General features: G+C 64.4%; 16 protein-coding genes and 1 pseudogene. 10 read left to right on the plus strand and 7 right to left on the minus strand.

Features of this window, described 5'->3' with window-relative positions; all coding sequences use genetic code 11:
• Positions 1-3: 3 nt before the first annotated feature.
• Complete coding sequence (locus V6F88_RS03915; RefSeq protein WP_332608063.1) at positions 4-1,377, minus strand: MmgE/PrpD family protein; 1,374 nt, start codon at positions 1,375-1,377, stop codon at positions 4-6.
• Positions 1,378-1,406: 29 nt separating this feature from the next.
• Positions 1,407-2,567, minus strand: coding sequence for an acyl-CoA dehydrogenase family protein (locus tag V6F88_RS03920; RefSeq protein WP_104143913.1), 1,161 nt, complete (start codon positions 2,565-2,567; stop codon positions 1,407-1,409).
• Between the two features lie 239 nt (positions 2,568-2,806).
• On the opposite strand from V6F88_RS03920, the pseudogene V6F88_RS03925 reads away from it, so the two are divergent.
• Positions 2,807-4,240, plus strand: a pseudogene (locus tag V6F88_RS03925) (methyl-accepting chemotaxis protein); the annotation flags it as partial.
• 165 nt (positions 4,241-4,405) lie between these two features.
• Here the strand turns inward: V6F88_RS03925 and V6F88_RS03930 are convergent.
• Positions 4,406-6,253: an EAL domain-containing protein gene (locus V6F88_RS03930; RefSeq protein ID WP_332608064.1), complete on the minus strand. Its 1,848-nt coding sequence runs from the start codon at positions 6,251-6,253 to the stop codon at positions 4,406-4,408.
• 203 nt (positions 6,254-6,456) lie between these two features.
• Between V6F88_RS03930 and rdgB the strand changes: the two genes are divergently transcribed.
• The 5 genes from rdgB (at position 6,457) to ntrC (ending at position 12,674) form a co-directional block, all read left to right on the plus strand.
• Positions 6,457-7,080, plus strand: coding sequence for an RdgB/HAM1 family non-canonical purine NTP pyrophosphatase (rdgB, locus tag V6F88_RS03935; RefSeq protein WP_332608065.1), 624 nt, complete (start codon positions 6,457-6,459; stop codon positions 7,078-7,080).
• Between the two features lie 18 nt (positions 7,081-7,098).
• Entirely contained in the window at positions 7,099-8,319 is a 1,221-nt protein-coding gene (hemW, locus tag V6F88_RS03940) for a radical SAM family heme chaperone HemW (RefSeq protein ID WP_332608066.1), read from the plus strand.
• Positions 8,320-8,503: 184 nt separating this feature from the next.
• Positions 8,504-9,916 carry a type I glutamate--ammonia ligase gene (gene glnA, locus V6F88_RS03945; RefSeq protein WP_006219661.1) on the plus strand — a complete coding sequence of 471 codons (1,413 nt, stop codon included), beginning with the start codon at positions 8,504-8,506 and terminating at the stop codon, positions 9,914-9,916.
• Between the two features lie 191 nt (positions 9,917-10,107).
• Positions 10,108-11,172 carry a nitrogen regulation protein NR(II) gene (gene glnL / locus V6F88_RS03950; protein ID WP_046804936.1) on the plus strand — a complete coding sequence of 355 codons (1,065 nt, stop codon included), beginning with the start codon at positions 10,108-10,110 and terminating at the stop codon, positions 11,170-11,172.
• Positions 11,172-12,674, plus strand: a complete 1,503-nt coding sequence (ntrC, locus tag V6F88_RS03955; RefSeq protein WP_332608067.1) for a nitrogen regulation protein NR(I) — start codon at positions 11,172-11,174, stop codon at positions 12,672-12,674. The genes glnL and ntrC overlap by 1 nt, the downstream gene beginning before the upstream one ends.
• Before the next feature lie 79 nt (positions 12,675-12,753).
• Here the strand turns inward: ntrC and V6F88_RS03960 are convergent, their stop codons facing one another.
• Positions 12,754-13,668 carry a LysR family transcriptional regulator gene (locus V6F88_RS03960; RefSeq protein WP_332608068.1) on the minus strand — a complete coding sequence of 305 codons (915 nt, stop codon included), beginning with the start codon at positions 13,666-13,668 and terminating at the stop codon, positions 12,754-12,756.
• A 178-nt stretch (positions 13,669-13,846) separates the two neighbouring features.
• Here V6F88_RS03960 and V6F88_RS03965 point away from each other — a divergent pair, with 178 nt between their 5' ends.
• From V6F88_RS03965 to V6F88_RS03975, 3 genes are all read left to right on the plus strand, one after another.
• Complete coding sequence (locus tag V6F88_RS03965) at positions 13,847-14,545, plus strand: pirin family protein (protein ID WP_046804933.1); 699 nt, start codon at positions 13,847-13,849, stop codon at positions 14,543-14,545.
• A gap of 102 nt (positions 14,546-14,647) precedes the next feature.
• Complete coding sequence (locus tag V6F88_RS03970) at positions 14,648-15,553, plus strand: pirin family protein (protein ID WP_332608069.1); 906 nt, start codon at positions 14,648-14,650, stop codon at positions 15,551-15,553.
• Positions 15,554-15,731: 178 nt separating this feature from the next.
• Entirely contained in the window at positions 15,732-16,709 is a 978-nt protein-coding gene (locus V6F88_RS03975; RefSeq protein ID WP_332608070.1) for a Bug family tripartite tricarboxylate transporter substrate binding protein, read from the plus strand.
• An 87-nt stretch (positions 16,710-16,796) separates the two neighbouring features.
• Here V6F88_RS03975 and V6F88_RS03980 read toward each other — a convergent pair whose 3' ends face one another.
• The 3 genes from V6F88_RS03980 to V6F88_RS03990 all read right to left on the minus strand — a co-directional run bounded on the left by V6F88_RS03980 (position 16,797) and on the right by V6F88_RS03990 (position 20,406).
• Positions 16,797-17,573, minus strand: coding sequence for an ABC transporter ATP-binding protein (locus V6F88_RS03980; protein WP_332608071.1), 777 nt, complete (start codon positions 17,571-17,573; stop codon positions 16,797-16,799).
• Between the two features lie 5 nt (positions 17,574-17,578).
• The gene (locus V6F88_RS03985) at positions 17,579-19,249 is read right to left on the minus strand and encodes an ABC transporter permease (RefSeq protein ID WP_120155452.1); all 1,671 of its coding nucleotides are present in this window, start codon (positions 19,247-19,249) and stop codon (positions 17,579-17,581) included.
• Between the two features lie 113 nt (positions 19,250-19,362).
• The gene (locus tag V6F88_RS03990; RefSeq protein ID WP_332608072.1) at positions 19,363-20,406 is read right to left on the minus strand and encodes a Fe(3+) ABC transporter substrate-binding protein; all 1,044 of its coding nucleotides are present in this window, start codon (positions 20,404-20,406) and stop codon (positions 19,363-19,365) included.
• Positions 20,407-20,669: 263 nt separating this feature from the next.
• On the opposite strand from V6F88_RS03990, the gene V6F88_RS03995 reads away from it, so the two are divergent.
• Positions 20,670-21,446, plus strand: coding sequence for a ferredoxin--NADP reductase (locus tag V6F88_RS03995; protein ID WP_006219651.1), 777 nt, complete (start codon positions 20,670-20,672; stop codon positions 21,444-21,446).
• The last annotated feature ends 73 nt before the right edge of the window (positions 21,447-21,519 follow it).

Here is a 21,519-nt window from a genome sequence, read left to right on the forward strand (position 1 = left end):
GTATCAGCCGGGCAGCAACGCGCCCAGCTTGTCGATTTTCTCCAAGCCCCAGATTGACGCGATCAGCGTGCGCAGCTCCGCTTCCGTTGCCGCGCCGGCGTAGCGGCCCAGGCTTAGCGTCTTGTCTTCGATTTCCGCGCGGCTCAAGGTATTGCCCGGGTCGCCCTTCGGCTCATCGACGCGGCCTTGCAGCGTGCGGCCATCTTGCGTGGTCACGGTGACCTTGCCGATCCAGCGTTGCGGATAAGCCTTGTCCACTTCATCGTCCAGCACCATTTCGACCTTGCCCCGGAACGCCGCCACGGCCGGGTCGTCTAAGCCGGCATCAAATTCAGCCAGCCCTGCGCGCCCCTGGCGGGCGATCAGCCCTAGCACCGTTCCCATCGAAAACTTGGACTGATGCACCGTCTGCGGGTTGACGACGGGTCCCAGCACGTCGATGGCGCCCTGATGCACATGCGCCACCACGCGCGCCACGTCGGATTCGGCCAACTTGTGCTCGCGCAGCACTTGTTGCAGCGCATCCGCCGCCGGGTGCGTATGACGGCACGATGCATGGAACTTGAACGAGGTCTCGGCCAGCGCCCAGCGTTCGCCCAGGCGGTCGCACAGCTTGGACGGGTCCGCGTCGGACGACATGCCGGCCGCCATGCCTTGCGGACCTTCCAGGATGTGGCGCGCGCCTGTGAAGCCTTCGCGCGCCAGATACGCGGCGGTGATGCCGTCCGCCGCCGCCTTGGCCGTGTGCAACTGCTTGGAGTCGGCGGCATCGCGCAGAAATTCCCACAGCCCGGCGGCCTGCGTGCCCGCCGAACCCAATGCGTGCAGCATCTGTTCGGGCGTCAACTTCAGCAGGCGGCCGGTGGTGACGGCGGCGGCCAGCGTGCCCGCCGTGCCCGTCGTGTGAAAAATCTTGTAGTGCGAACGTCCTAGAAATTCCCCCACGCGGATGCCGACTTCGTAGCCGGCCACGGCGGCGACCAGCACGTCGCGGCCCGAACTGCCCAGAGCCTGGGCCACGGCCAAGGCGGGCGGGAATACCACGGCGGCAGGGTGGAACACCGAGCCGTTGTGCACGTCGTCCTGCTCCACCACGTGGGCGGCGGCCGCGTTCACCATGGCGGCGAACAGCGGCGTGGTGCGGCGCCGCGTGATCAGCACTTCGCTGGGGCCGTCGGCCGGACCCATGGCGGCTGCGTAGCGGTCGATGGCTTGCACCGCGCGCGCCGAGGCGCCGGCAAGTATCGACGCCAGGCAATCCAGCAGCAGGTCTTCGGCGCGGCGCAATACGGGCGCGGGGATGTCTTCGTAACGCAGGTTGGCCGCAAAGGCGGCAAGCTCGGCGCTCAGGTGGGGCGTGTCGTTGGCGGCGGTCATGGTCCGGGGCAGTTGGTGTTGGCGTCGGGTCAGAACGAGCGGGGCAGACCCAGGATGTGTTCGGCGACGTAGGACAGGATCAGGTTCGTCGATATCGGCGCCACCTGGTACAGCCGCGTCTCGCGGAATTTGCGTTCTACGTCGTACTCGGTGGCAAAGCCGAAACCGCCGTGAAATTGCAGGCAGGCGTTGGCCGCTTCCCACGACGCGTCGGCGGCCAGCAGCTTGGCCATGTTGGCCTGCGCGCCGCAGGGTTGGTGCGCGTCGAACAGGCGGCAGGCTTCATAGCGCATCAGGCTGGCGGCTTCGACGTTGATGTGGGCGCGCGCGATGGGAAACTGCACGCCCTGGTTCTGGCCAATGGGGCGGCCGAACACCATGCGTTCCTTGGCGTAGGCGGTGACCTTGTCCACGAACCAATAGCCGTCGCCGATGCATTCGGCGGCGATCAGCGTGCGTTCGGCGTTCAGGCCATCCAGGATGTACTTGAAGCCCTTGCCTTCTTCGCCGATCAGGTTTTCGACGGGGATTTCCAGGTTGTCGAAAAACAGTTCATTGGTCTCGTGATTGACCATGTTCGGAATGGGCCGGATCGTCATGCCGTGCTTGACGGCATGATGCAGGTCCACCAGGAAGATCGACATGCCTTCGGACTTGCGGGTGACCTGGTCCAGCGGCGTGGTGCGTGCCAGCAGGATCATCAGGTCGGAATGCTGCACGCGCGAGATCCAGACCTTCTGGCCGTTGATGACGTAGCGATCGCCACGGCGCACGGCGGTGGTCTTGATCTTGGTGGTATCGGTGCCGGTGGTGGGTTCGGTAACGCCCATCGATTGCAGGCGCAGCTCGCCGGCGGCGATGCGCGGCAGGTACTCGCGCTTCTGCGCTTCGGACCCGTGGCGCAGCAAGGTGCCCATGTTGTACATCTGGCCGTGGCAGGCGCCGGAGTTGCCGCCGCTGCGGTTGATTTCTTCCATGATGACCGACGCTTCGGTCAGCCCAAGGCCCGAGCCGCCGTACTCCTGAGGGATCAGCGCGGCCAGCCAGCCGGCCTCGGTCAGTGCGCGGACAAAGTCCTCGGGGTAGCCGCGTTCTTCATCGATCTTGCGGAAATACTCTGACGGAAATTGCGCGCAAAGGTCGCGCACGGCTTCGCGGATGTCCTGATAGTCGTGTGAGGCGTGGGGCATAGGGTTGCTGTGATAGGCAAAAGGAGGGTTCGGTTCAGCATCGAATGTGCCGCATGGGCGCCGTGCTGCCAATTCACAATTGCTTAATACGGGGTTCCTGTTCGCAAAAGCGCGTTCATGACGAGCGTGCGTTCCACCATCGGGCGGCGGCGCCGTCAGTTGTGTCAAGAAATTGCCAAACTGGGTGTCCATAATCCGTGGCACTGCGCCTCCGGGCGCCTGGTTATAGACGGATGGATATGCGTAAAAATCTCAGGGTCACCACGGCGGTATCGGCCATTCTGGCGTTGTTCGTACTGCTGTTTGCCATAGCGGCCGGAGCCGGCATCGCCGTCCTGCGCGAGAACCGGGCGGATATCGAAGCCTTGGGCCGGGGCAGCGTGGAACGCGCCAGCGACCTGGCCGAACTGACCAGCCGGCTGTTCCAGGCGCGCGCGGCGTTGACCGACGCCAAGACCAGCATGGAAGGCGGGCTTGAAGACGCCCGTAACGCGTCGCTGGCGCAGGCGGACGCGCTGCTCAAGCAGGCCGGCGCCAGCCTGGCGCGGCTACGTGCCAACCCGGACACCAGCGCGCAAGGCGGTGCACTGTTCGACCAGATGCTGGCCGCCCATGCCGCCTTCGCCGACCAGACCTTGGCGCCCATGCTCAGCGCTATCCAGGGCTGGAACGGCATCGAGGTGAATCGGTTGGTGGACAAGGTCCTGCCCGCCAGCGGCGCGGCCTACGTGAAGCAGGCGGACGGCTACCAGCGCTATGCGCGCGAGCAGGGCCAGGCCGCCGTGGCCGATGCCAGCCGCACGCTGGAACGGGTAAGCGTGGTGGCCGCCACCGTGCTGGCGGTGGTGCTGCTGCTGGCCGCGCTGATCCGCTTGGCGTTCCGGCGCGGCATCCTGCGGCCGCTGAACGAGGCGGGCGCGCATTTTGATCGCATCGCCGACGGCGACCTGACGGGCGACATTGCCATGCGCGGCGACAACGAGATCGGCGTGTTGTATTCGGCGATGCGTCGCATGCAGACGGGGCTGTCGGCGGCGGTCGCCTCCGTGCGCCGGGGCGTCGAGGAAATCCATACCGGCTCGGGCGAGATCGCGGCGGGTGGCGCCGATATGTCCGACCGCACCGCGCGCCAGGCCGGCTCGTTGCAAGAGGCCGCCGCCAATATGACGCAGTTGGCGCACACCGTGCAGGTCACGGCAGGCAACGCCGACCTGGCCAGCCGGCAAGCGCAAAGCGCCACGCAGTTGGCCAAGCAGGGCGGCCGCGCGGTGGATGAAGTGGTGCAAAGCATGCAGGGCATTGCGGACAGCGCGCGCCGCATTGGCGAAATTGTGGGCGTCGTCGACAGCATCGCCTTTCAGACCAACATCCTGGCGTTGAATGCGGCGGTTGAGGCCGCGCGCGCGGGCGAGCAGGGCAAAGGGTTCGCGGTGGTTGCGGGCGAAGTGCGTTCACTGGCGCAACGTAGCGCTCAGGCCGCCAAAGAGATCAAGGGCTTGATCGACGACTCCGCCCTGCGCGTGGAGGCCGGCGTGCGGCAGGTGAATCTGGCGGGCGACACCATGCGCGACATGGTGGTGTCGGTGGATCGGGTAACCCAGATCGTCGCCGAAATTTCCAGCGCGACGGCCGAGCAGGCCGCCGGCATCGCCTCGGTGAACGACGCGGTGGCGGACATTGAACGGTCTACGCAGGAAAACGCCGCCATGGTCGAACAGACGGCGGCCGCGGCAGCCGCCCTGGAAGCCCAGGCGCAAGGCCTGCGCCGCGCGGTGGCCGTGTTCCAGATCGAACAGGCGGCGCGCAACGCCGCCGCCGTTCAGGCATCCGTGGGCGGATTAATCGGACAGCTGGGACAGGATGCCGCCGCTGTAGCGCTCGATCACCAGCGACAGGTTCCCATGCTTGACCTTGTGCTTGACGTGCGCGGCGGCCGACGCGATGTCTTCCGGGCGGATGCGCTCGCATAGCGACGGCGTAACGGTCAGCGCGCCCACACCCAGGGTCACGAACGGGAAGAAGCGCGGCACGCCGTAGCGGTCCTCGGCCTCGATGCCGCCGTTCCGGCGGCCTTGGTCGTCGTACAGCGCCGTGGCCTGTTCGTTGAATTCGGCGATGATCCGCTGGACGCGTTCGGCCCAATCGGCGCTGCGAAACAGCACCACGAAATCGTCGCCGCCCACGTGGCCGACGAAGTCGCGCAGCGGGTCGCAATGCTGCTTGATGACTTCGGCGGTCAGCATGATCATGTCGTCGCCGCGCCAATAGCCGTAGACGTCGTTGAACGGCTTGAAGTTGTTCAGGTCGCCATAGCAGACGGTGAAGTCCGCGGCGTCTTCCAGCAAGGTGGCGATGTGGCGGCTGATGGGGATGTTGCCCGGCAGCGAGGTCAAGGGGTTGGCGTAGCGCGCCGCCTCGATCCGCATTTCGGTCACGGAACGCACCAGGGTTTCGCCGGTAGCCAGGCCGTCATAGCGGCCGTCGCGCGTGATGATCAGGCCATCCATCAGGTAGCGCTGGTCTTCCGAGATCAGCACGTGGCTGAGCTGGTCGATGGATACATTCAGGTCGACCAGCACCGGCTCGGCGTTCATGAAGGTAGAGCAACGGTCGCGGCCGAACAGCTCGCGTGTGTAGCGCTGCGCATAGTGTTCGGAAAAATCGCGGCGGTTGATAATGCCGACGGGGCGATTTTCGGCGTCCACCACCGCCACGGCATGCATGGTCTTGTGTTCGATAAACAGCCGGTGCACGTCATCGTTCGTGTGCTTGTCCAGCAGCGCGGCCGGCGCTTCCACGCGCAGGCTGGCCGCGGTGCCGCCCGCCGCCCGTTGCGACAGGGGCGCCGAGCTGCGCACGCGCAATGAGTCGCGCAGCGGCGGCGTCAGTTCGGTCAACAACGTTTCTTCGGGGCGGCCCAGGAACCAGCCTTGCGCATAGCGGATATCCAGCTCGCGCACCATGGCCAGGTCTTCGGCGGTTTCAATCCCTTCGGCGACGATCGCGGTGCCCAGGTGCTGCGCCACTTTCAGAATGGCGCGGACCATGCTTTGCTTGCGGTCGTCGTGGCCGATGCCGTCAAAGAAATAGCGGTCGATCTTGACCAGGTCCGGCTGCATTTCCGACCACAGCTGCAAATTGGAATTGCCCACGCCGTAGTCGTCCAGCGCGATGCGCATGCCGTGTTCGCGCAAGCAGGCAAACGCGTTGCCCAGTTCGCCCATGTGGTCCGACAGCGGGTCCTGTTCCGTCAGTTCGACGATGATGCTGGAAGCCGGCAGGGCGCAATCTTTCAGCAGCCGCTCTGGCAGGTCTGCGCCCCACAGCGTCCAGAAGTGGATCAGCGCCGAGCCCGACAGGTTCAGGAACAGTTTGCCGGGGGCGTCCTGAAAACCCTGCGCGCCCGCCCGAAAGCTGGCCAGTTCCAGCTGCGGGTGCAAGCCGCGGCGGCGCGCTTCGGCGAACAGGGCATCGGGAAAGTGCAGGGCGGTGTCGGCGGGGCCGCGGATCAGGCTTTCATGCCCATAGATGCGGCTGTGGGACAGATCCACTACCGGTTGATAGCGCGGCCGCAGCAGACGGTCGCGCAAAATGCCGGCCAGGCCGACGGGTGCGGGCGCATCGCCCGGTATGGAGTGGGGCGCGCGGGCCGTGGCCTGCCGTGGCATAGCTTGTAGGGAAGTCATCGCCGGGGGCGTCAGATACGTTCAGTGACAAGATTCGTCATGTTGACAACAAAATATGTCTGCGTTGTTGCCGCTACCAGCGACGCGCCATATTCAGGCGCTGTTACATAGCTGTCAACCGAGATTTGCCCTTGCTTCGCTTGCGGACGCGGCGCAGTGCCGGCTGGCGCCGCGCACCGCGTGCGCCCTATACAATTTGCGCTATGACTTCCCCCAAGATTCCCGAATCCCTGCGCCGCATCGTGCTGGCGTCCAACAACGCCGGCAAGCTGCGCGAATTTTCCGCCTTGTTCGCACCGCTTGGTATTGAACTAGTGCCCCAAGGCGACCTGGGCGTGCCCGAAGCCGAAGAACCCCATGTCACCTTTGTTGAGAACGCGCTGGCCAAGGCGCGGCATGCCAGCCGCCTGACCGGGCTGCCGGCGTTGGCCGACGATTCCGGCCTGTGTGTCGCCGCCTTGGGCGCCGCGCCCGGCGTGTATTCGGCCCGCTACGCCAAGATGCACGGGGGCGAAAAGTCGGACCAGGCGAACAACGCGCTGCTGGTGCAGAACCTGGCGGGGGTCACCGACCGCCGCGCCTGGTATGTGGCCGTGCTGGCCTTGGTGCGTTCGGAGAACGACCCTTGCCCGATCATCGGAGAAGGGCTGTGGCATGGCGAAATCATCGACGTGCCCGAAGGGGCCAACGGCTTTGGCTACGATCCGCACTTCTATCTGCCCGATATGGCGCTGACCGCGGCGTCGCTGGACCCCGAGGAAAAGAACCGCGTCAGCCACCGCGCCCGCGCGCTGCGCGAATTGTTGAGCAAGCTTAGCCACGTATAAGCGCTTAAGCGAAACCGCATGTCCATCACCATTCCCATCCGCAACGACATGGGCGCGTCGCCGTCGCGCGTTCGTGTCCCGGCCGGCGCCACGCTGACCAGCCTGCCGCCGCTTTCCCTTTATGTGCACGTGCCCTGGTGCGTGCGCAAATGCCCGTATTGCGACTTCAATTCCCACGCCGCGCCCGGAGAAATTCCGGAACGCGCCTATCTGGACGCCTTGCGCAGCGACCTGGAACAGGCGTTGCCTTCCATCTGGGGCCGCCAAGTCGTGTCCGTCTTCATCGGGGGCGGCACGCCCAGCCTGCTGTCGTCGGCGGGTTTGGACGAATTGCTGGCCATGTTGCGCGCCTGCCTGAATCTTTGGCCCGACGCCGAAATCACCATGGAAGCCAACCCCGGCACGGCCGAAGCCAGCCGGTTTCGCGACTATGCCGCCAGCGGCGTCACGCGTTTTTCGTTGGGCATCCAGAGCTTTGACGACGCGCAGCTGAAGAAGCTGGGCCGTATCCACGACGCCGCGCAGGCCCGCGCGGCAATCGACATGGCGCAGCGCGCCGTCTCGCGCGTGAACCTGGACATGATGTTCGCCTTGCCGGGCCAGACGCTGGACGCCTGTGTGACCGACCTGCGCCACGCCATATCGTTTGGCACCGAACACCTGTCGCTGTACCACCTGACGATGGAGCCGAACACCGTCTTCGCCAAATTCCCGCCCGCCGAATTGCCCGACGACGACACCAGCGCCGCCATGCAGGACGCCGTTGAAGCCGAGCTGGCGGCGGCGGGGTTGGCCCGGTACGAAGTGTCGGCCTATGCGCGGCCGGGCGCGCGTTGCCGCCACAACGTGAACTACTGGGAATTTGGCGATTACCTGGGCATAGGCCCGGGCGCGCACGGCAAGCTGTCATTTCATGACCGTATCGTGCGCGAGGCGCGGCTGCGCAATCCTGATTCGTGGATGCAAGCGGCAATGGCGCGCGACGGCAGCCATCTGGCTGAAAGCCGCCAGGTCGGGCCGGACGAGCTGCCCTTTGAATTCATGCTTAACGCCCTGCGCCTGAAAGACGGCGTGCCGACCACAACGTTCAATGAACGCACCGGTTTGTCGCTTGCCGCCATCGCGCACCAATTGGAGGCAGCCTCGAAACGGGGCTTGCTGGACGCGGACCCGACGCGTTTGAAGGCTACGCCCTTGGGCTGGCGCTTTTTGAACGATTTGCAGGAAATGTTCCTGTAGTTGCTTTTGCACCAAAACGGGGCAATCATGCCCCACGCTTTGCACCACACCGGTGCTATCTTTTTCCGTAACCGTGCAGCTTTCCCCTGGGAATCTCTGGGGTAAAACCTGGCACGCTTATTGCTTCCCTCTTTATGCCAGTCGAGCGGCAAAGCCCTCGACCCTTTTATCTAATGGAGATGACATGGCAAGCCCGAAAGACGTCCTGAAACAGATCGCCGATAACGAAGTCAAATTCGTGGATTTCCGCTTTACCGATACGGTTGGCCGTGAGCACCACGTGTCCGTGCCCACCAGCCAGATCGACGAAGACAAGCTGGAAAGCGGCCAGGCTTTCGACGGTTCGTCGATCCCGGGTTGGAAGGGTATTGAAGCTTCCGACATGCTGCTCATCCCCGATTGCGCCACCGGCAACCTGGACCCGTTCCGCGAAGAGCCGACGCTGATCCTGTCGTGCGACGTCGTCGAGCCGTCGGACCTGAAGGGCTATGACCGCGACCCGCGTTCGCTGGCCAAGCGCGCCGAAGCCTACCTGAAGTCCTCCGGCCTGGGCGACACCGCCTACTTTGGTCCGGAACCCGAATTCTTCGTGTTCGACGGCGTGACGTGGAACACCGACATGTCGGGCACCTTCGTCAAGATCAAATCCGAAGAAGCCTCGTGGTCGACCGGCCTGGAATTCGAAGGCGGCAACACCGGCCATCGTCCCGCCGTCAAGGGCGGCTACTTCCCCGTGCCCCCGGTTGATTCGTTCCAGGACATGCGTTCGGAAATGTGCCTGCTGATGGAACAAATGGGCGTGCCGGTTGAAGTGCACCACCATGAAGTGGCCGGCGCCGGCCAGCTGGAAATCGGCACCAAGTTCAGCACGCTGGTTCAGCGCGCCGACTGGACCCAGATCGTCAAGTACGTGGTGCACAACGTTGCGCACGCCTATGGCAAGACCGCCACGTTCATGCCCAAGCCCATCGTTGGCGACAACGGTTCCGGCATGCACGTGCACCAATCGATCTGGAAGGATGGCCAAAACCTGTTCGCGGGTAACGGCTACGCCGGCCTGTCGGAATTCGCCCTGTACTACATCGGCGGCATCATCAAGCACGCCCGCGCCCTGAACGCCATCACCAACCCGGGCACGAACTCGTACAAGCGTCTGGTTCCGCACTACGAAGCCCCGGTCAAGCTGGCTTACTCGGCCCGCAACCGCTCGGCTTCGATCCGCATTCCGTACGTCGGCAACCCGAAGGGCCGCCGCGTCGAAGCGCGTTTCCCGGACCCGCTGGCCAACCCGTACCTGGCTTTCTCGGCCCTGATGATGGCCGGCCTGGACGGTGTCCAGAACAAGATCCACCCGGGCGATCCGGCCGACAAGAACCTGTACGACCTGCCGCCGGAAGAAGACGCAAAGATCCCGACCGTGTGCTCCTCGCTGGAACAAGCGCTGGAAGCCCTGGACGCCGATCGCGAATTCCTGACCCGTGGTGGCGTGTTCAGCAACGACATGCTCAACGCCTACATCGACCTGAAGATGGGCGATGTGAACCGTCTGCGCATGACCACGCACCCGGTCGAATTCGACATGTACTACAGCCTCTGATCGTTTAGAGGCTGTGGCGGGGGGAGCGCGATGATGGTGGCAGAAACCAGGGCCCACACCACGCGCACCACCAGGTCGCGGCTCGACGGTTTGTCCGCCAGGCATCACGCCTGGCGGGCAGGGCGCCGGGTTCCGGCGCCGCCGTCGCGGGCGCGTTCCGCTTTTCCCCTGTCATTCGGGTACGTTGAAAAATGAATGTAGAAGCTCTCGATCTGCTTGCCACGTCCGTTTTCCTGGTCAACGAGCGCGGTCACATTGAGTATGCCAACGCCGCCGCCGAAGATTTGTTCGGCCGCTCGCGCAAGCAACTATGCGGGCACTCCGCCGCCACGCTGTTCGACACCCCAGAGAACATCCAGTCCTCCATCGACCGCGCCGCCGCCGGCAGGTACGCCGACGTCAGGCAATTGGCCTCGTTGCGCCGCGCCGCCGAATCCGTCGAAGTTGCCGTCACCACGGTGGGGCTGACCGGCCAACGCTGGCCGGTATTGATTGAAACGCGCGAGATCGAGCAGCGCGTGCTGGCCGACCGCAACCATCGCCTGGTTGACGAAATCGAAGCGCATCGTGAACTGCTGCGCAACCTGGCACATGAAGTGAAAAACCCCCTGGGCGGTTTGCGCGGCGCCGCGCAACTGCTCGAAGCCGAGCTGCCTAGCGCGGCACTGGCCGAATACACCCAAGTCATCATTTCCGAAGCCGACCGCTTGCAGGCGCTGGTGGACCGCTTGAGCGGCCCGCAGCGTGTGCCGCTTAATGCGCGGCCGGTGAACATCCACGAAATCTGCGAGCGCGTCTGCGCCCTGATCCAGGCTGAATTCCGCAACGACGTGACGATCCTGCGTGACTACGACGCGTCGGTGCCCGATTTGAAAGGCGATGCGGCCCGCTTGATGCAGGCGGTGCTGAACGTGGCCCGCAATGCCGCACAAGAGCTGGTCGCCCGCCCGCAAGGGCCACAGACGGAGCCGGGCGTGGTCACGCTGCGCACTCGCGTCGCCCGCCAGGTCATGCTGGCCCATCGGCAGCACCGGCTGGCGTTGGTGCTGTCCATTATCGACAACGGTCCCGGCGTGCCGGACCACATCCGTGACCGCATTTTCCACCCGCTGGTCACGGCCAGGGCCGGCGGTACCGGGCTGGGCTTGAGCCTGGCCCAGGACTTCGTGCAACAGCACGGCGGCATCATCGAATTTGAATCCCGACCGGGGCGTACCGAGTTTCGCCTGGTCCTACCGATGGAGCCCGCACACTGATGAAACCCGTATGGATCGTCGACGACGACCAGGCCATCCGCTGGGTCCTTGAAAAGGCCCTGGCCCGCGCTGGTGTCCCCACCCGTAGTTTTTCCCAATCGGCCGACGTGCTGGAAGCGCTGTCGCGCGAAACGCCCGTCGCATTGGTGTCCGATATCCGCATGCCGGGCGGCAATGGCCTGGAGCTGTTGCGCCAACTGAAGGAACGCCATCCCGGCCTGCCGGTCATTGTGATGACCGCGTTTGCCGACCTGGACAGTACCGTGTCCGCCTTCCAGGGCGGCGCGTTTGACTACCTGGCCAAGCCGTTCGACGTGAACGAGGCGGTGGCGCTGATTCAACGCGCCATGCAGGAATCCGCGCAGCCCGAAACGCCCGAAGGGCAGGGCGAGTCCGCGCAGAACAACGAACGCTGGATGATGACGCAGTCGTCGTCTACCGCGATGCAGGAAGTGTTTCGCGCCATTGGCCGGCTGGCCCAGTCCAAGGTCACGGTCTTGATCACCGGCGAGTCGGGCACGGGCAAGGAATTGGTGGCGCGTGCACTGCATGGCCACGGCGTGCGCGCCAGCGGCCCCTTCGTGGCGCTGAACGCGGCGGCCATTCCGCGCGATCTGCTGGAAGCCGAACTATTCGGGCACGAGCGCGGCGCCTTCACGGGCGCCAACAATCTGCGTCGTGGCCGCTTTGAAGAAGCGCATGGCGGCACGCTGTTCCTGGATGAAATCGGCGACATGCCGATCGAATTGCAGACGCGATTGCTGCGTGTGTTGGCCGAAGGCAGTTTCTATCGCGTGGGCGGCGCGCAGCCGGTGCGTGTGGACGTGCGTATCGTGGCGGCGACCCACCAGCCGCTGGAGCAGCGGGTTGAGCAGGGCTTGTTCCGCGAAGACTTGTTTCACCGTCTGAACGTGATTCGCCTGCGTCTGCCGCCTTTGCGCGAGCGCGTGGAGGACATCCCCGCGCTGGCCCAGCATTTCCTGACCGCCAGTGCCCGCACGCTGGGCGTGCCGGTCAAGCGTCTGACGCCGGACGCCTTGGCCGTGCTGACCAAGTTCGACTTTCCCGGCAACGTGCGCCAGCTAGAGAACTTTTGCCATTGGTTGACCGTGATGGCGCCGGGGCAGACGGTGGATCGGCAAGATCTTCCGCCGGAAATCCGCGCGCTGGAACATCAGCAGCATCAACCTGCGATGGCGCCGTTGCGTCCCGCCGCGCCCATCTCGGGTATCGGCACCGTGGTGCAGGCCGGCCAGGGGCAGGGCGCGGACGACGGCGCGCCGCGCAATTGGCAGGATTCCTTGCTGCGCGATGCGCAGTACCGCCTGGAGCGCGGCGAGCCCGCTGTGATGGCGACGCTGACGCGCCAATTTGAAAAGATCCTGCTGCAAAGCGCGCTGGACGCCAGCCGTGGCCGTCGCGTGGAAGCGGCCTCGCGGCTGGGGATTGGCCGCAACACCATCACCCGCAAACTGCGCGAGTTGGGGATAGAAGACGAGTGATGTGATGGGGCGTGGCGGGGCGTGAGGTGGCGTGGTCTGGCGTGGACGCCTGCCCTTCACCCCTTCACCCCTTCACCCGCTATCCCAGCCCCAGCAGGCTTTCGCACAGTCGCGGCGACTTCAGCTTCTGCAACCACCACTTCAGCGCTTCCCCCGGCGCTTCCGCGCGCCAGGCGTACGCCACGTGCTCGGTCAGCGACATCCCTTCATCGGTGTCGCACACCACCAGCAAGCCTTGCGACAGGTACGGCGCGGCCATCGTCATCGGCAGGTAGCCGCAACCCAGCCCCCGCACCTGCGCGTCGATCTTGGCTTGCATCGACGGCATCACCAGCGTGGGTTGGTCGGCCAGAATGCCGCGCGATTGCGGCGGCAGATTGCGCGACGTATCGGCAACCACCACGGCGCAGTATCGCGTGATGTCGGCGCGGCTAAGCGGCTGCGGCAACGACGCCAGCGGGTGATGCGCGGCCACGCAGAACGCAAACTGCGTGGTGCCGATGGCTTGCGAGCGATACGGCCCGGTGGGCTCGGCATTGGCGCCGGCGCCTATCACCAGGTCGGCGCGCCCCGACGTCAAGGCGTCCCAGTTTCCACTTAGCACCTCGCTTGAGAAACGCAGCGTCGTCGCGCTTTCCAGCGTCTGGAATTCCTCGATCAAGTCATACAAAGGCCGCCAGGGCAGCACGGCGCTGACCGCAATCCGCAGTTCCACTTCCCAACCGGTGGCAATGCGTTTGACGCGGCACGCCAGGTCATCAAGCGACTGCAACACGTGCCGGCCATCTTTCAGCAGCGTCTCGCCGGCCGGCGTCAGCAGCGCGCGGTGCCCCGAACGATCGAACAGCAACACATCAAGCCCGTCTTCCAGCTTGCGGATGGAATAGGTGACGGCCGAGGGCACCTTGCCCAGTTCGCGGGCCGCCTTGGCAAAGCTGCCGTGACGCGCAATAGCGTCCACCAGGATGAGCAATTCGGGGGTGATGGGTTGCATGGGGGGCATCGCCAGGGGCGTTCAAAAAAGTTGAATGATCTCGTCAAAATATAGCGCCAAACGGCGGTTCCAGCGCGCGCAGAATATCACTCATGCCAGGGATGCAGCACACAGGCAACAGCAAGAAGCCAGGCCCGCATTCCTACAACCATTCATATTATTGAAACAGGAGTCCACAATGCTTACGATTCGCCGCGCTAACGAACGGGGTCATGCCAACCACGGATGGCTGGATTCGTTTCACACCTTTTCCTTCGCCAACTACTACGATCCCGCCCACATGGGCTTCGGCTCGCTGCGCGTGATCAACGATGACCGCATCGCCGCCGCTCGCGGCTTTGGCACCCACGGGCATCGCGACATGGAGATCATTACCTATGTGCTGGACGGCGCCATCGCCCACAAGGACAGCATGGGCAGCGGCTCGACCATCAAGCCGGGCAATGTGCAGCGCATGAGCGCCGGGCGTGGCGTGATGCACTCGGAGTTCAACCCGCTGTCGGATGCCGAAACGCACATGTTGCAAATCTGGATCGAGCCCAACGTCACCGGCATTGCGCCGGAATATGAAGAGCGCGAGTTCAGCGATGCGCAAAAGCGTGGCCGCCTCCAAGCCCTGGTGTCGCCGGATGGTGATGACGGGTCGATGAAGATCCATCAAGACGCGCGCCTTTACGGCGGCCTGTTCGATGGCGACGAATCGGCCACGCTGACACTGGCGGCCGGCCGCCGTGCCTGGGTGCACGTGGCCCGTGGCAGCGTGACGGTCAACGGCGTTGAACTGTCGGGCGGCGACGCCGTGGCGATCACGGACGAAACCCGTGTCGAGCTGTCGGGCGGCAAGAACGCCGAAGTGCTGGTGTTTGACCTGGCGTAAGCCTAGAGCGCCGGGCGGAAACGAATTCCGCCCGGCGATTGTTTTGACGAGGCCGCTGGGCCTTAACATGGCCCTTGGCCTATTCATGCGGAGTACTGCACCATGTCCACCTTGTCTGAAGCCGGCGAAAGCCAGATCGAAACCGTCGTCGTGCCGCGCACCTCTGATCTGGGCGGTTTTTCCGTTCGCCGCGCCATCCCGTCGGCGCAGCGTCGCACGGTTGGCCCGTTTGTTTTCCTGGACCATATGGGTCCCGCCGACTTCGACGTGGGTTCGGGCATTGATGTGCGGCCGCATCCGCATATTGGCTTGTCTACCGTTACCTATCTGTATGAAGGCTCGATGGTGCACCGCGACGGCGCGGGCAATACCAAGACCATTCTTCCTGGCGAAGTGAACTGGATGACGGCAGGGCGCGGCATCGTGCACTCGGAGCGTTCGTCGCCCGAAGCGCGCCTGGCGCCGCAGCGCCTCTGTGGCCTTCAGATCTGGGTGGGCCTGCCCACCAAGTACGAAGAAACGGACCCCGGGTTCACGCACTACGGCCTGGATGCCCAGCCCGTGATCGAAGGCGAGGGCGTGCGTGCGCAAGTGGTGGCGGGCTCGCTGTTTGGCAAGACGTCGTCGGTCAAGACCCTGTCGCCGCTGTTCTACGGCGACCTGCAATTGCAGGCGGGCGCCACGACGGTGCTGCCGGCCGAATACGAAGAGCGTGCGGCGTACCTGGCGCAAGGCACGGTCGAGGTAGACGGGCAGGTGTTTGAAAGCGGACGGCTGGTGGTGTTCGCGCCGGGCCGGCCGGTGCAGATCCGCGCCATCACGGCTGCCCGCTTTGCCGTCATCGGCGGCGAACCGCTGGATGGTCCGCGCTATGTCTGGTGGAACTTCGTCTCCAGCAGCAAGGACCGGATCGAGCAAGCCAAGCAGGACTGGCAGCGCACCCGTTTCGACCAAGTGGTGCCTGGCGACGAGACGGAATTCATCCCGCTGCCGGAACCGCGAGCCTGAGCGTATGGCCGTCGGGAATGGTCGTCGCGAATCGTTGTCGCGAATCGTTGTCGTGAATAGACGCCGAAAATAGACGCCGAAAATAGACGCCGCATATAGACGTGCCCCCCCTGCCGCGCAAGCCCTGCGCGGCAGTATGATGCGCCTCCAATCTTTGATAACAACAGGATGGAGACACATGCATCGCCATACATTCAATCTGGTGCGCGGCGTGGCCGCGCTGGCGCTGGTGCACGGCGCGTCCGTGGCGCTGGCCGCGGGCTACCCGACCAAGCCCATCACCTTCATCGTGCCGTACACGGCCGGCGGCACTACCGACTTGGTGGCGCGCACGGCGGGCCAGAAGGTGGCCGAAAAACTGGGGCAACCCGTCATTGTTGAAAACCGCCCCGGCGCGGGCGGCAATATCGGCATGGACGCGGTTGCCAAGGCCGCGCCCGACGGCTACACGATCGGTTTCGGCGCCATTTCCACCAACGCGTTAAACCCCTTCGTCTACCCGAAGATGCCGTTCGATCCCACCAAGGATTTCACGGGCGTCAGCATGTTGGGCGCGTCGTCGGTGGTGCTGGAAACCGGCCCCGCCTTGAAGGTCGACAGCGTGAAGGATCTGGTCGCCTACGCCAAGCAACATCCCGGCACGTCGTTCGGCACGCCGGGCACGGGCACGTCCATGCATCTGGCCGGTGTGATGTTCGACCAGCTGACCGGCGCGGGCATGCAGCACATTCCGTACAAGGGCAGCGCGCAGGCGCTGAACGATTTGCTGGGCGGGCACTTGCCTGTGATGTTCGACAACCTTCCGGCGTCGTTGCCGCACATCAAGTCGGGCAAGGTGCGCCCGTTGGCGGTCACGGGCAGCAAGCGCGCGCCGGCGTTGCCGGACGTGCCGACGCTGGCCGAACTCGGTTATTCCGGTGCGGTGGTTGACCCCTGGTTTGCGGTGTACGGCCCGGCGAACATGTCGCCGGAAGCCACGCGCGCGCTTAGCGAAGCCTTTCAGTGGGCGCTGGCCTTGCCCGAAGTGAAGGACAAGCTTGAGCAGGCCGGATTCATGCCCTATGGATCCACGCCGGAAGAAGTGCAACGCCTGACCGCCAGCCAGTACGAATCGTTCAAGGCGCTGTCGCAAAAGGTGAAGCTGTCGGCGGACTGACCGCCGGCGGGTGGGGCCAGCACTGCCGCGCTGCATGCGCGATGGCAATGCGCGATGGAAATGCTGGATGGAATTGCGGAATGGAAATCAGCGCCCGCGGGCGAAAGCCTGCTCGCGCTGTTCTTCCAACGCTTCGCGGCGGATGAAGTCGCGCACGAAGTCGTTGCGGGGCTGATGGTGCAGGTTATATGGGGTGTCCCATTGCGCGATGCTGCCCTGGGTCATGACACCGATGCGGTCGGCAATAGCGAAGGCTTCGGCCTGGTTGTGTGTGACGAGGATGGCCGTGTGGCCGGTCGTTTTCAGGATGTCGCGCACTTCAAACGCCAGGCGTTCGCGCGTATCCACATCCAGGTTTGAAAATGGCTCGTCCAGCAGCAGCAGGTCGGGCGAGGGCGCCAGCGCGCGCGCCAGCGCCACGCGCTGCTGCTGCCCGCCCGAGATTTCATGCGGGTAGCTGGCGGCGGCGTGCGCCAGGCCCACCAGTTCCAGCATTTCCTCGACGCGTCGCGCGCGCTCGGCTCGCGGCAGCTTGCGCAGGCCGAACGCCACATTCAGCGCGACCGTCAGATGTGGGAACAGGGCGTAATCCTGGAACATCATGCCCACGCGCCGGTGCTCGGGCGCAACCTGTTCGGCGGCCGAAGAAATCACCGTGCCGTCCAGCAGAATGCGCCCCGCGCGCACCGGCTCAAACCCGGCAATGGCGCGCAGCACGGTCGTCTTGCCGCAACCCGATTCACCCAGCAGGCAGCCGATATGCCCCACAGGCAGGCCCAGCGACAGGTCTTGCACCACGGGTTTCAGGCCCTTGGGCGTGTCGTAGGCCAGGGAAAGATGTTCGATTTCTAGCAGATCGGGCACGATGATCAATGTCCCATTTTCAGATTGGTGCGCGCCAGCAGGATGACGGGCAGAAGGCCGGCCAGCACGATCGCCAGCGCCGCGACGGCGCCTTCCTCGTACGTGCCACGGGCGGCTTCGGCGTAGAGCCAGGTGGCCAGCGTGTCGAAATTCATGGGGCGCAGCAGCAGGGTGGCGGGCAGCTCTTTCATGGCGTCCACGAACACCAGCAGCGCACTGGCCGCCAGCGCGGGGCGCAGCAGCGGCAAGTGCACGCGGCGCAGCGTGCCCCCGGATGTCTCGCCCAACAGGCGCGAGGCCTGTTCCAGCGAAGGCGGAATGCGGGCAAGTCCCGCTTCCAGCGCGCCGGTGGAAATGGCCAGGAAGCGGATCACGTACGCGCACACCAGCGCGGCCATGGACCCCATCAGGAACAGGCCCGTTCCACCAAATACCTTGGCCACCGCCGTGTCGATCCAGACGAACGGCGTCAGCAGGCCAATGGCCAGCACGGTGCCTGGTACGGCGTAGCCCAGGCTGGCAATGCGCGCGCAGGCGCGGCCGGGGTTGAACCCGGCGCTTTCGCGCAGGGTGCGCCCCGCCCAAGCCACGATCAAGCCGCATAGCAACGTGACGATGGTGGCGCTGAACGCCACGATCAGCGTGTTCGACAGGCCGTTAATGAGCTGGTCCGATACGCCGCCAACCTGGTCCAGGCGCTTGTAGGTTTCCACGATCAGGTAAAGCGCAGGCGCAACAAAACCCAGCACCACGGGTATCCACCCCAGCAGCGTGGCCACGGCGGCGGCCGGGCCGCGCAGGCGGCGCGGTTGCATCGGGCGCATGCGCTGCGTGTTGGCATAACGCTGGCGCTTGCGGCCGTGTCGTTCCAGCAGGATCAGGCCGATCACGATGGCCAGCATGGTCAGCGCGATCTGCGCCGCGCCGGCCAGGTCGGAACGGGTGACCCAGGTGGTGTAGACCGAGACGGTCAAAGTTTGCACACCCAGGAATTCCGAGGCGCCGATGTCGTTCAGCGTTTCCAGCAGCGCCAGGCTCACGCCCACCACGATGGCGGGGCGCGCCAGCGGCAAGGCCACGCGGCAGAAGACGGCGATGCGGCCGGCGCCCAGGGTGCGCGCGGCCTCCAGCAGGCTGGCCGCCTGCGTCATGAACATCACGCGGGTGCTGAGGTAGACGTAGGGGTACAGCACGAAGCCCAGCACGAAAATCGCGCCATAGATGGAACGCAGGTCGGGCAGCCGAAACTGGCGCGGGCTGTCATAGCCCAGCAGCGCGCGGATGGCAGTCTGGATGGGGCCGATGGGATGCAGCAGATCCAGGTAGGCGAACGCGATGATGTAGGTAGGCACCGCCAGCGGCAGCAGCAGCGCCCAGGTCAGGACGCGGCGCGTGGGAAAGTCGTAAGCGGTCACCAGCCAGGCGGCGCCGGTGCCCAACAGCGTAACGACCACGCCCACCCCGGCAAGCAGAATGGCCGTGTTGGCAAGCGCCTGCGGCAGCACGTAGCTGGCCAGATGCTGCCAGTGCGAAAGTTCCCCACCCAGCGCCCACCAGCCCAGCGTCAGCACGGGGGCCAGCACGGCCAGGGCGATCAGGCCGGCGCCCGCCAGCCAGCCGGCGCCGCGTTCAGTCCAGCGCAGACGCATCGGCCGGGGCAAAGATTCAGTGTGCATGCTTCAACGTTGATGGCATCAATGGCAAGGCCTGTTCCCTTCAAAAAAGGGAACAGGCCCAATACTGTTCGATGGTCGCCGGACGCTTGTGGCGTCATGCGGCCATCAAGGGATCAGTTGTCGAAGCCGACCTTGTCGACCAATTCGCTGGCTTGCTTGCGATGCTTGGCAATTTCGGTCAGGGGCAGGGGATCCACCTTCAATTCGCCAAAGCTGGCGATGACCGGGTCCAGCTTCACGCCCTTGCGCACGGGGTATTCATAGTTGGCCTGGGCATACAGCGCCTGGGCGGGTTCGGAAACCAGGAAGTCCAGCAGCTTGATGGCGTTGGCCTTGTTGGGCGCGTGCGCGGCCACGGCTGCGCCGCTGACGTTCACGTGCGTGCCACCGCTTTTTTCGTTGGCGAACGTGGGGCGGATGACCTTGATGGCGTCGCCCCATTTGCGGGCGTCGGTGCCGGGCTCGGCATTCTTCATGTGGCCGACGTAGTAGGCGTTGGCCAGGCCGATATCGCAAATGCCGCCCAGGATGTCGCGCGCCACGTCGCGGTCGCCGCCGGCCGCCTTGCGGGCCAGGTTGGCCTTGACGCCACGCAGCCATTTTTCAGTGGCTTCGGCTCCGTCATGCGCGATCATGGAAGCGACCATGGCGGTGTTGTAGGGGTGCTGGCCCGAACGGATGCAGACTTTGCCCTTCCACTTCGGGTCGGCCAGATCTTCGTAGCGGAAGGATTCCAGCTTCAGGTCCTTTTCCACGTACAGCACGCGGTCGCGCAGCGACAGGGCGTACCATTTGCCGTCGGCGCCGCGCAGGTTAGCGGGGATCACCGACTCCAGCGTCTGCGACTTGACGGCCTGCGTCACGCCGCCATCAACCAGGTCCAGCAGGTTGCCGATGTCCACGGTCATCAGTACGTCGGCGGGCGACTTGGCGCCTTCAGCCTTGACGCGTTCCAGCAGGCCGTCCTTGACGAATACCGTGTTGACCTTGATGCCGCTTTCCTTGGTAAAGGCGTCCAGCAACGGTTGGATCAGCTTGGGTTCCCGGGTGGTATACAAGCTGACTTCTTCCGCGGCGTTGGCCGATACGGTGAAGGCGGCGGCGCCGGCCAGCGCCAGGGCGCGCAGCAGCGAATTCAATTGGGGACGCTTGGTCATGTCGGGAAACTCCGGCTAGGGCTGCAACGGAAAGGGCAGGGTCTTGCAAGCCTTTCCGCTGCTTAAAACAGTCTGCTAACGAAAATGATTATCAACTGAGAACGCGACAATAACAGGAAGCAAAGACGCGTTCAACTTTTCGTAAGCGGCCACTGTTCCAGCCTTGATTCCTATCAATACGTCATAAGCGTATTACGGAATAATGAGACAAGTTCCCAATAAGACCTGTAGAATAGGGTCAACCCTAATAAGCGAATTCCGACATGGCTGCTTTCAACACAGAGCGCGTACTTAGCGTGCACCACTGGAACGACACCCTGTTCTCCTTCACTACCACGCGTGACGCGGCCTTGCGGTTCCACAACGGCCACTTCGTCATGATCGGCCTGGAAGTTGAAGGCAAGCCGCTGCTGCGTGCCTACAGTATCGCCAGCGCCAACTACGAAGAAAACCTGGAATTTCTCAGTATCAAGGTTCAAAACGGCCCGCTGACTTCGCGGCTGCAGCATCTGAAAGAAGGCGACACCATCCTGGTCAGCCGCAAGCCGGTTGGCACGCTGGTCGTCGACGACCTGAAGCCCGGCAAGCATCTGTTCCTGTTTGGTACGGGCACCGGCCTGGCGCCGTTCATGAGCATCATCAAAGACCCCGACATCTACGAACGCTTCGACAAGGTCATCCTGGTGCATGGCGTGCGTTGGGTCAGTGAACTGGCCTACGCCGACTTCATCGAGAAAGAACTGCCGAACAATGAATTCTTCGGCGATGTCGTGCGCGAAAAGCTGGTGTACTACCCCACCGTTACGCGCGAGCCGTTCCGCAACCAGGGCCGCATCACCGAACTGATGGAAAACGGCAAACTGTGCGATGACATCGGCATCCCCCAGATCAACCCGGAAACCGATCGCGCCATGATCTGCGGTAGCCCGCATATGTTGGCCGACATCAGCGCCATGCTGGACAAGCGCGGCTTCACCGTGTCGCCGGGCGTGGGCCAGCCGGGCGACTACGTAGTCGAACGCGCATTCGTGGACAAATAAGTCACCGTCTTGCGGTAGTAAAAAGCCCCATCGCATGCGATGGGGCTTTTTTATGCTCGTCGGGCGGAAACGG

It is taken from the genome of Achromobacter sp. ESBL13, from assembly GCF_036668755.1.
Lineage (GTDB): Bacteria > Pseudomonadota > Gammaproteobacteria > Burkholderiales > Burkholderiaceae_B > Achromobacter.

What these genes read in the sequence shown, in the direction of transcription:
- rdgB (WP_332608065.1), top strand. Translation starts at nt 6,457, where the DNA reads ATGACTTCCCCCAAGATTCCCGAATCCCTGCGCCGCATCGTGCTGGCG.
- V6F88_RS03965 (WP_046804933.1), top strand. Translation starts at nt 13,847, where the DNA reads ATGCTTACGATTCGCCGCGCTAACGAACGGGGTCATGCCAACCACGGA.
- glnA (WP_006219661.1), top strand. Translation starts at nt 8,504, where the DNA reads ATGGCAAGCCCGAAAGACGTCCTGAAACAGATCGCCGATAACGAAGTC.
- V6F88_RS03990 (WP_332608072.1), bottom strand. Translation starts at nt 20,406, where the DNA reads ATGACCAAGCGTCCCCAATTGAATTCGCTGCTGCGCGCCCTGGCGCTG.
- V6F88_RS03920 (WP_104143913.1), bottom strand. Translation starts at nt 2,567, where the DNA reads ATGCCCCACGCCTCACACGACTATCAGGACATCCGCGAAGCCGTGCGC.
- hemW (WP_332608066.1), top strand. Translation starts at nt 7,099, where the DNA reads ATGTCCATCACCATTCCCATCCGCAACGACATGGGCGCGTCGCCGTCG.
- ntrC (WP_332608067.1), top strand. Translation starts at nt 11,172, where the DNA reads ATGAAACCCGTATGGATCGTCGACGACGACCAGGCCATCCGCTGGGTC.
- V6F88_RS03915 (WP_332608063.1), bottom strand. Translation starts at nt 1,377, where the DNA reads ATGACCGCCGCCAACGACACGCCCCACCTGAGCGCCGAGCTTGCCGCC.
- V6F88_RS03930 (WP_332608064.1), bottom strand. Translation starts at nt 6,253, where the DNA reads ATGACTTCCCTACAAGCTATGCCACGGCAGGCCACGGCCCGCGCGCCC.
- V6F88_RS03985 (WP_120155452.1), bottom strand. Translation starts at nt 19,249, where the DNA reads ATGCACACTGAATCTTTGCCCCGGCCGATGCGTCTGCGCTGGACTGAA.
- V6F88_RS03970 (WP_332608069.1), top strand. Translation starts at nt 14,648, where the DNA reads ATGTCCACCTTGTCTGAAGCCGGCGAAAGCCAGATCGAAACCGTCGTC.
- glnL (WP_046804936.1), top strand. Translation starts at nt 10,108, where the DNA reads ATGAATGTAGAAGCTCTCGATCTGCTTGCCACGTCCGTTTTCCTGGTC.
- V6F88_RS03960 (WP_332608068.1), bottom strand. Translation starts at nt 13,668, where the DNA reads ATGCAACCCATCACCCCCGAATTGCTCATCCTGGTGGACGCTATTGCG.
- V6F88_RS03975 (WP_332608070.1), top strand. Translation starts at nt 15,732, where the DNA reads ATGCATCGCCATACATTCAATCTGGTGCGCGGCGTGGCCGCGCTGGCG.
- V6F88_RS03995 (WP_006219651.1), top strand. Translation starts at nt 20,670, where the DNA reads ATGGCTGCTTTCAACACAGAGCGCGTACTTAGCGTGCACCACTGGAAC.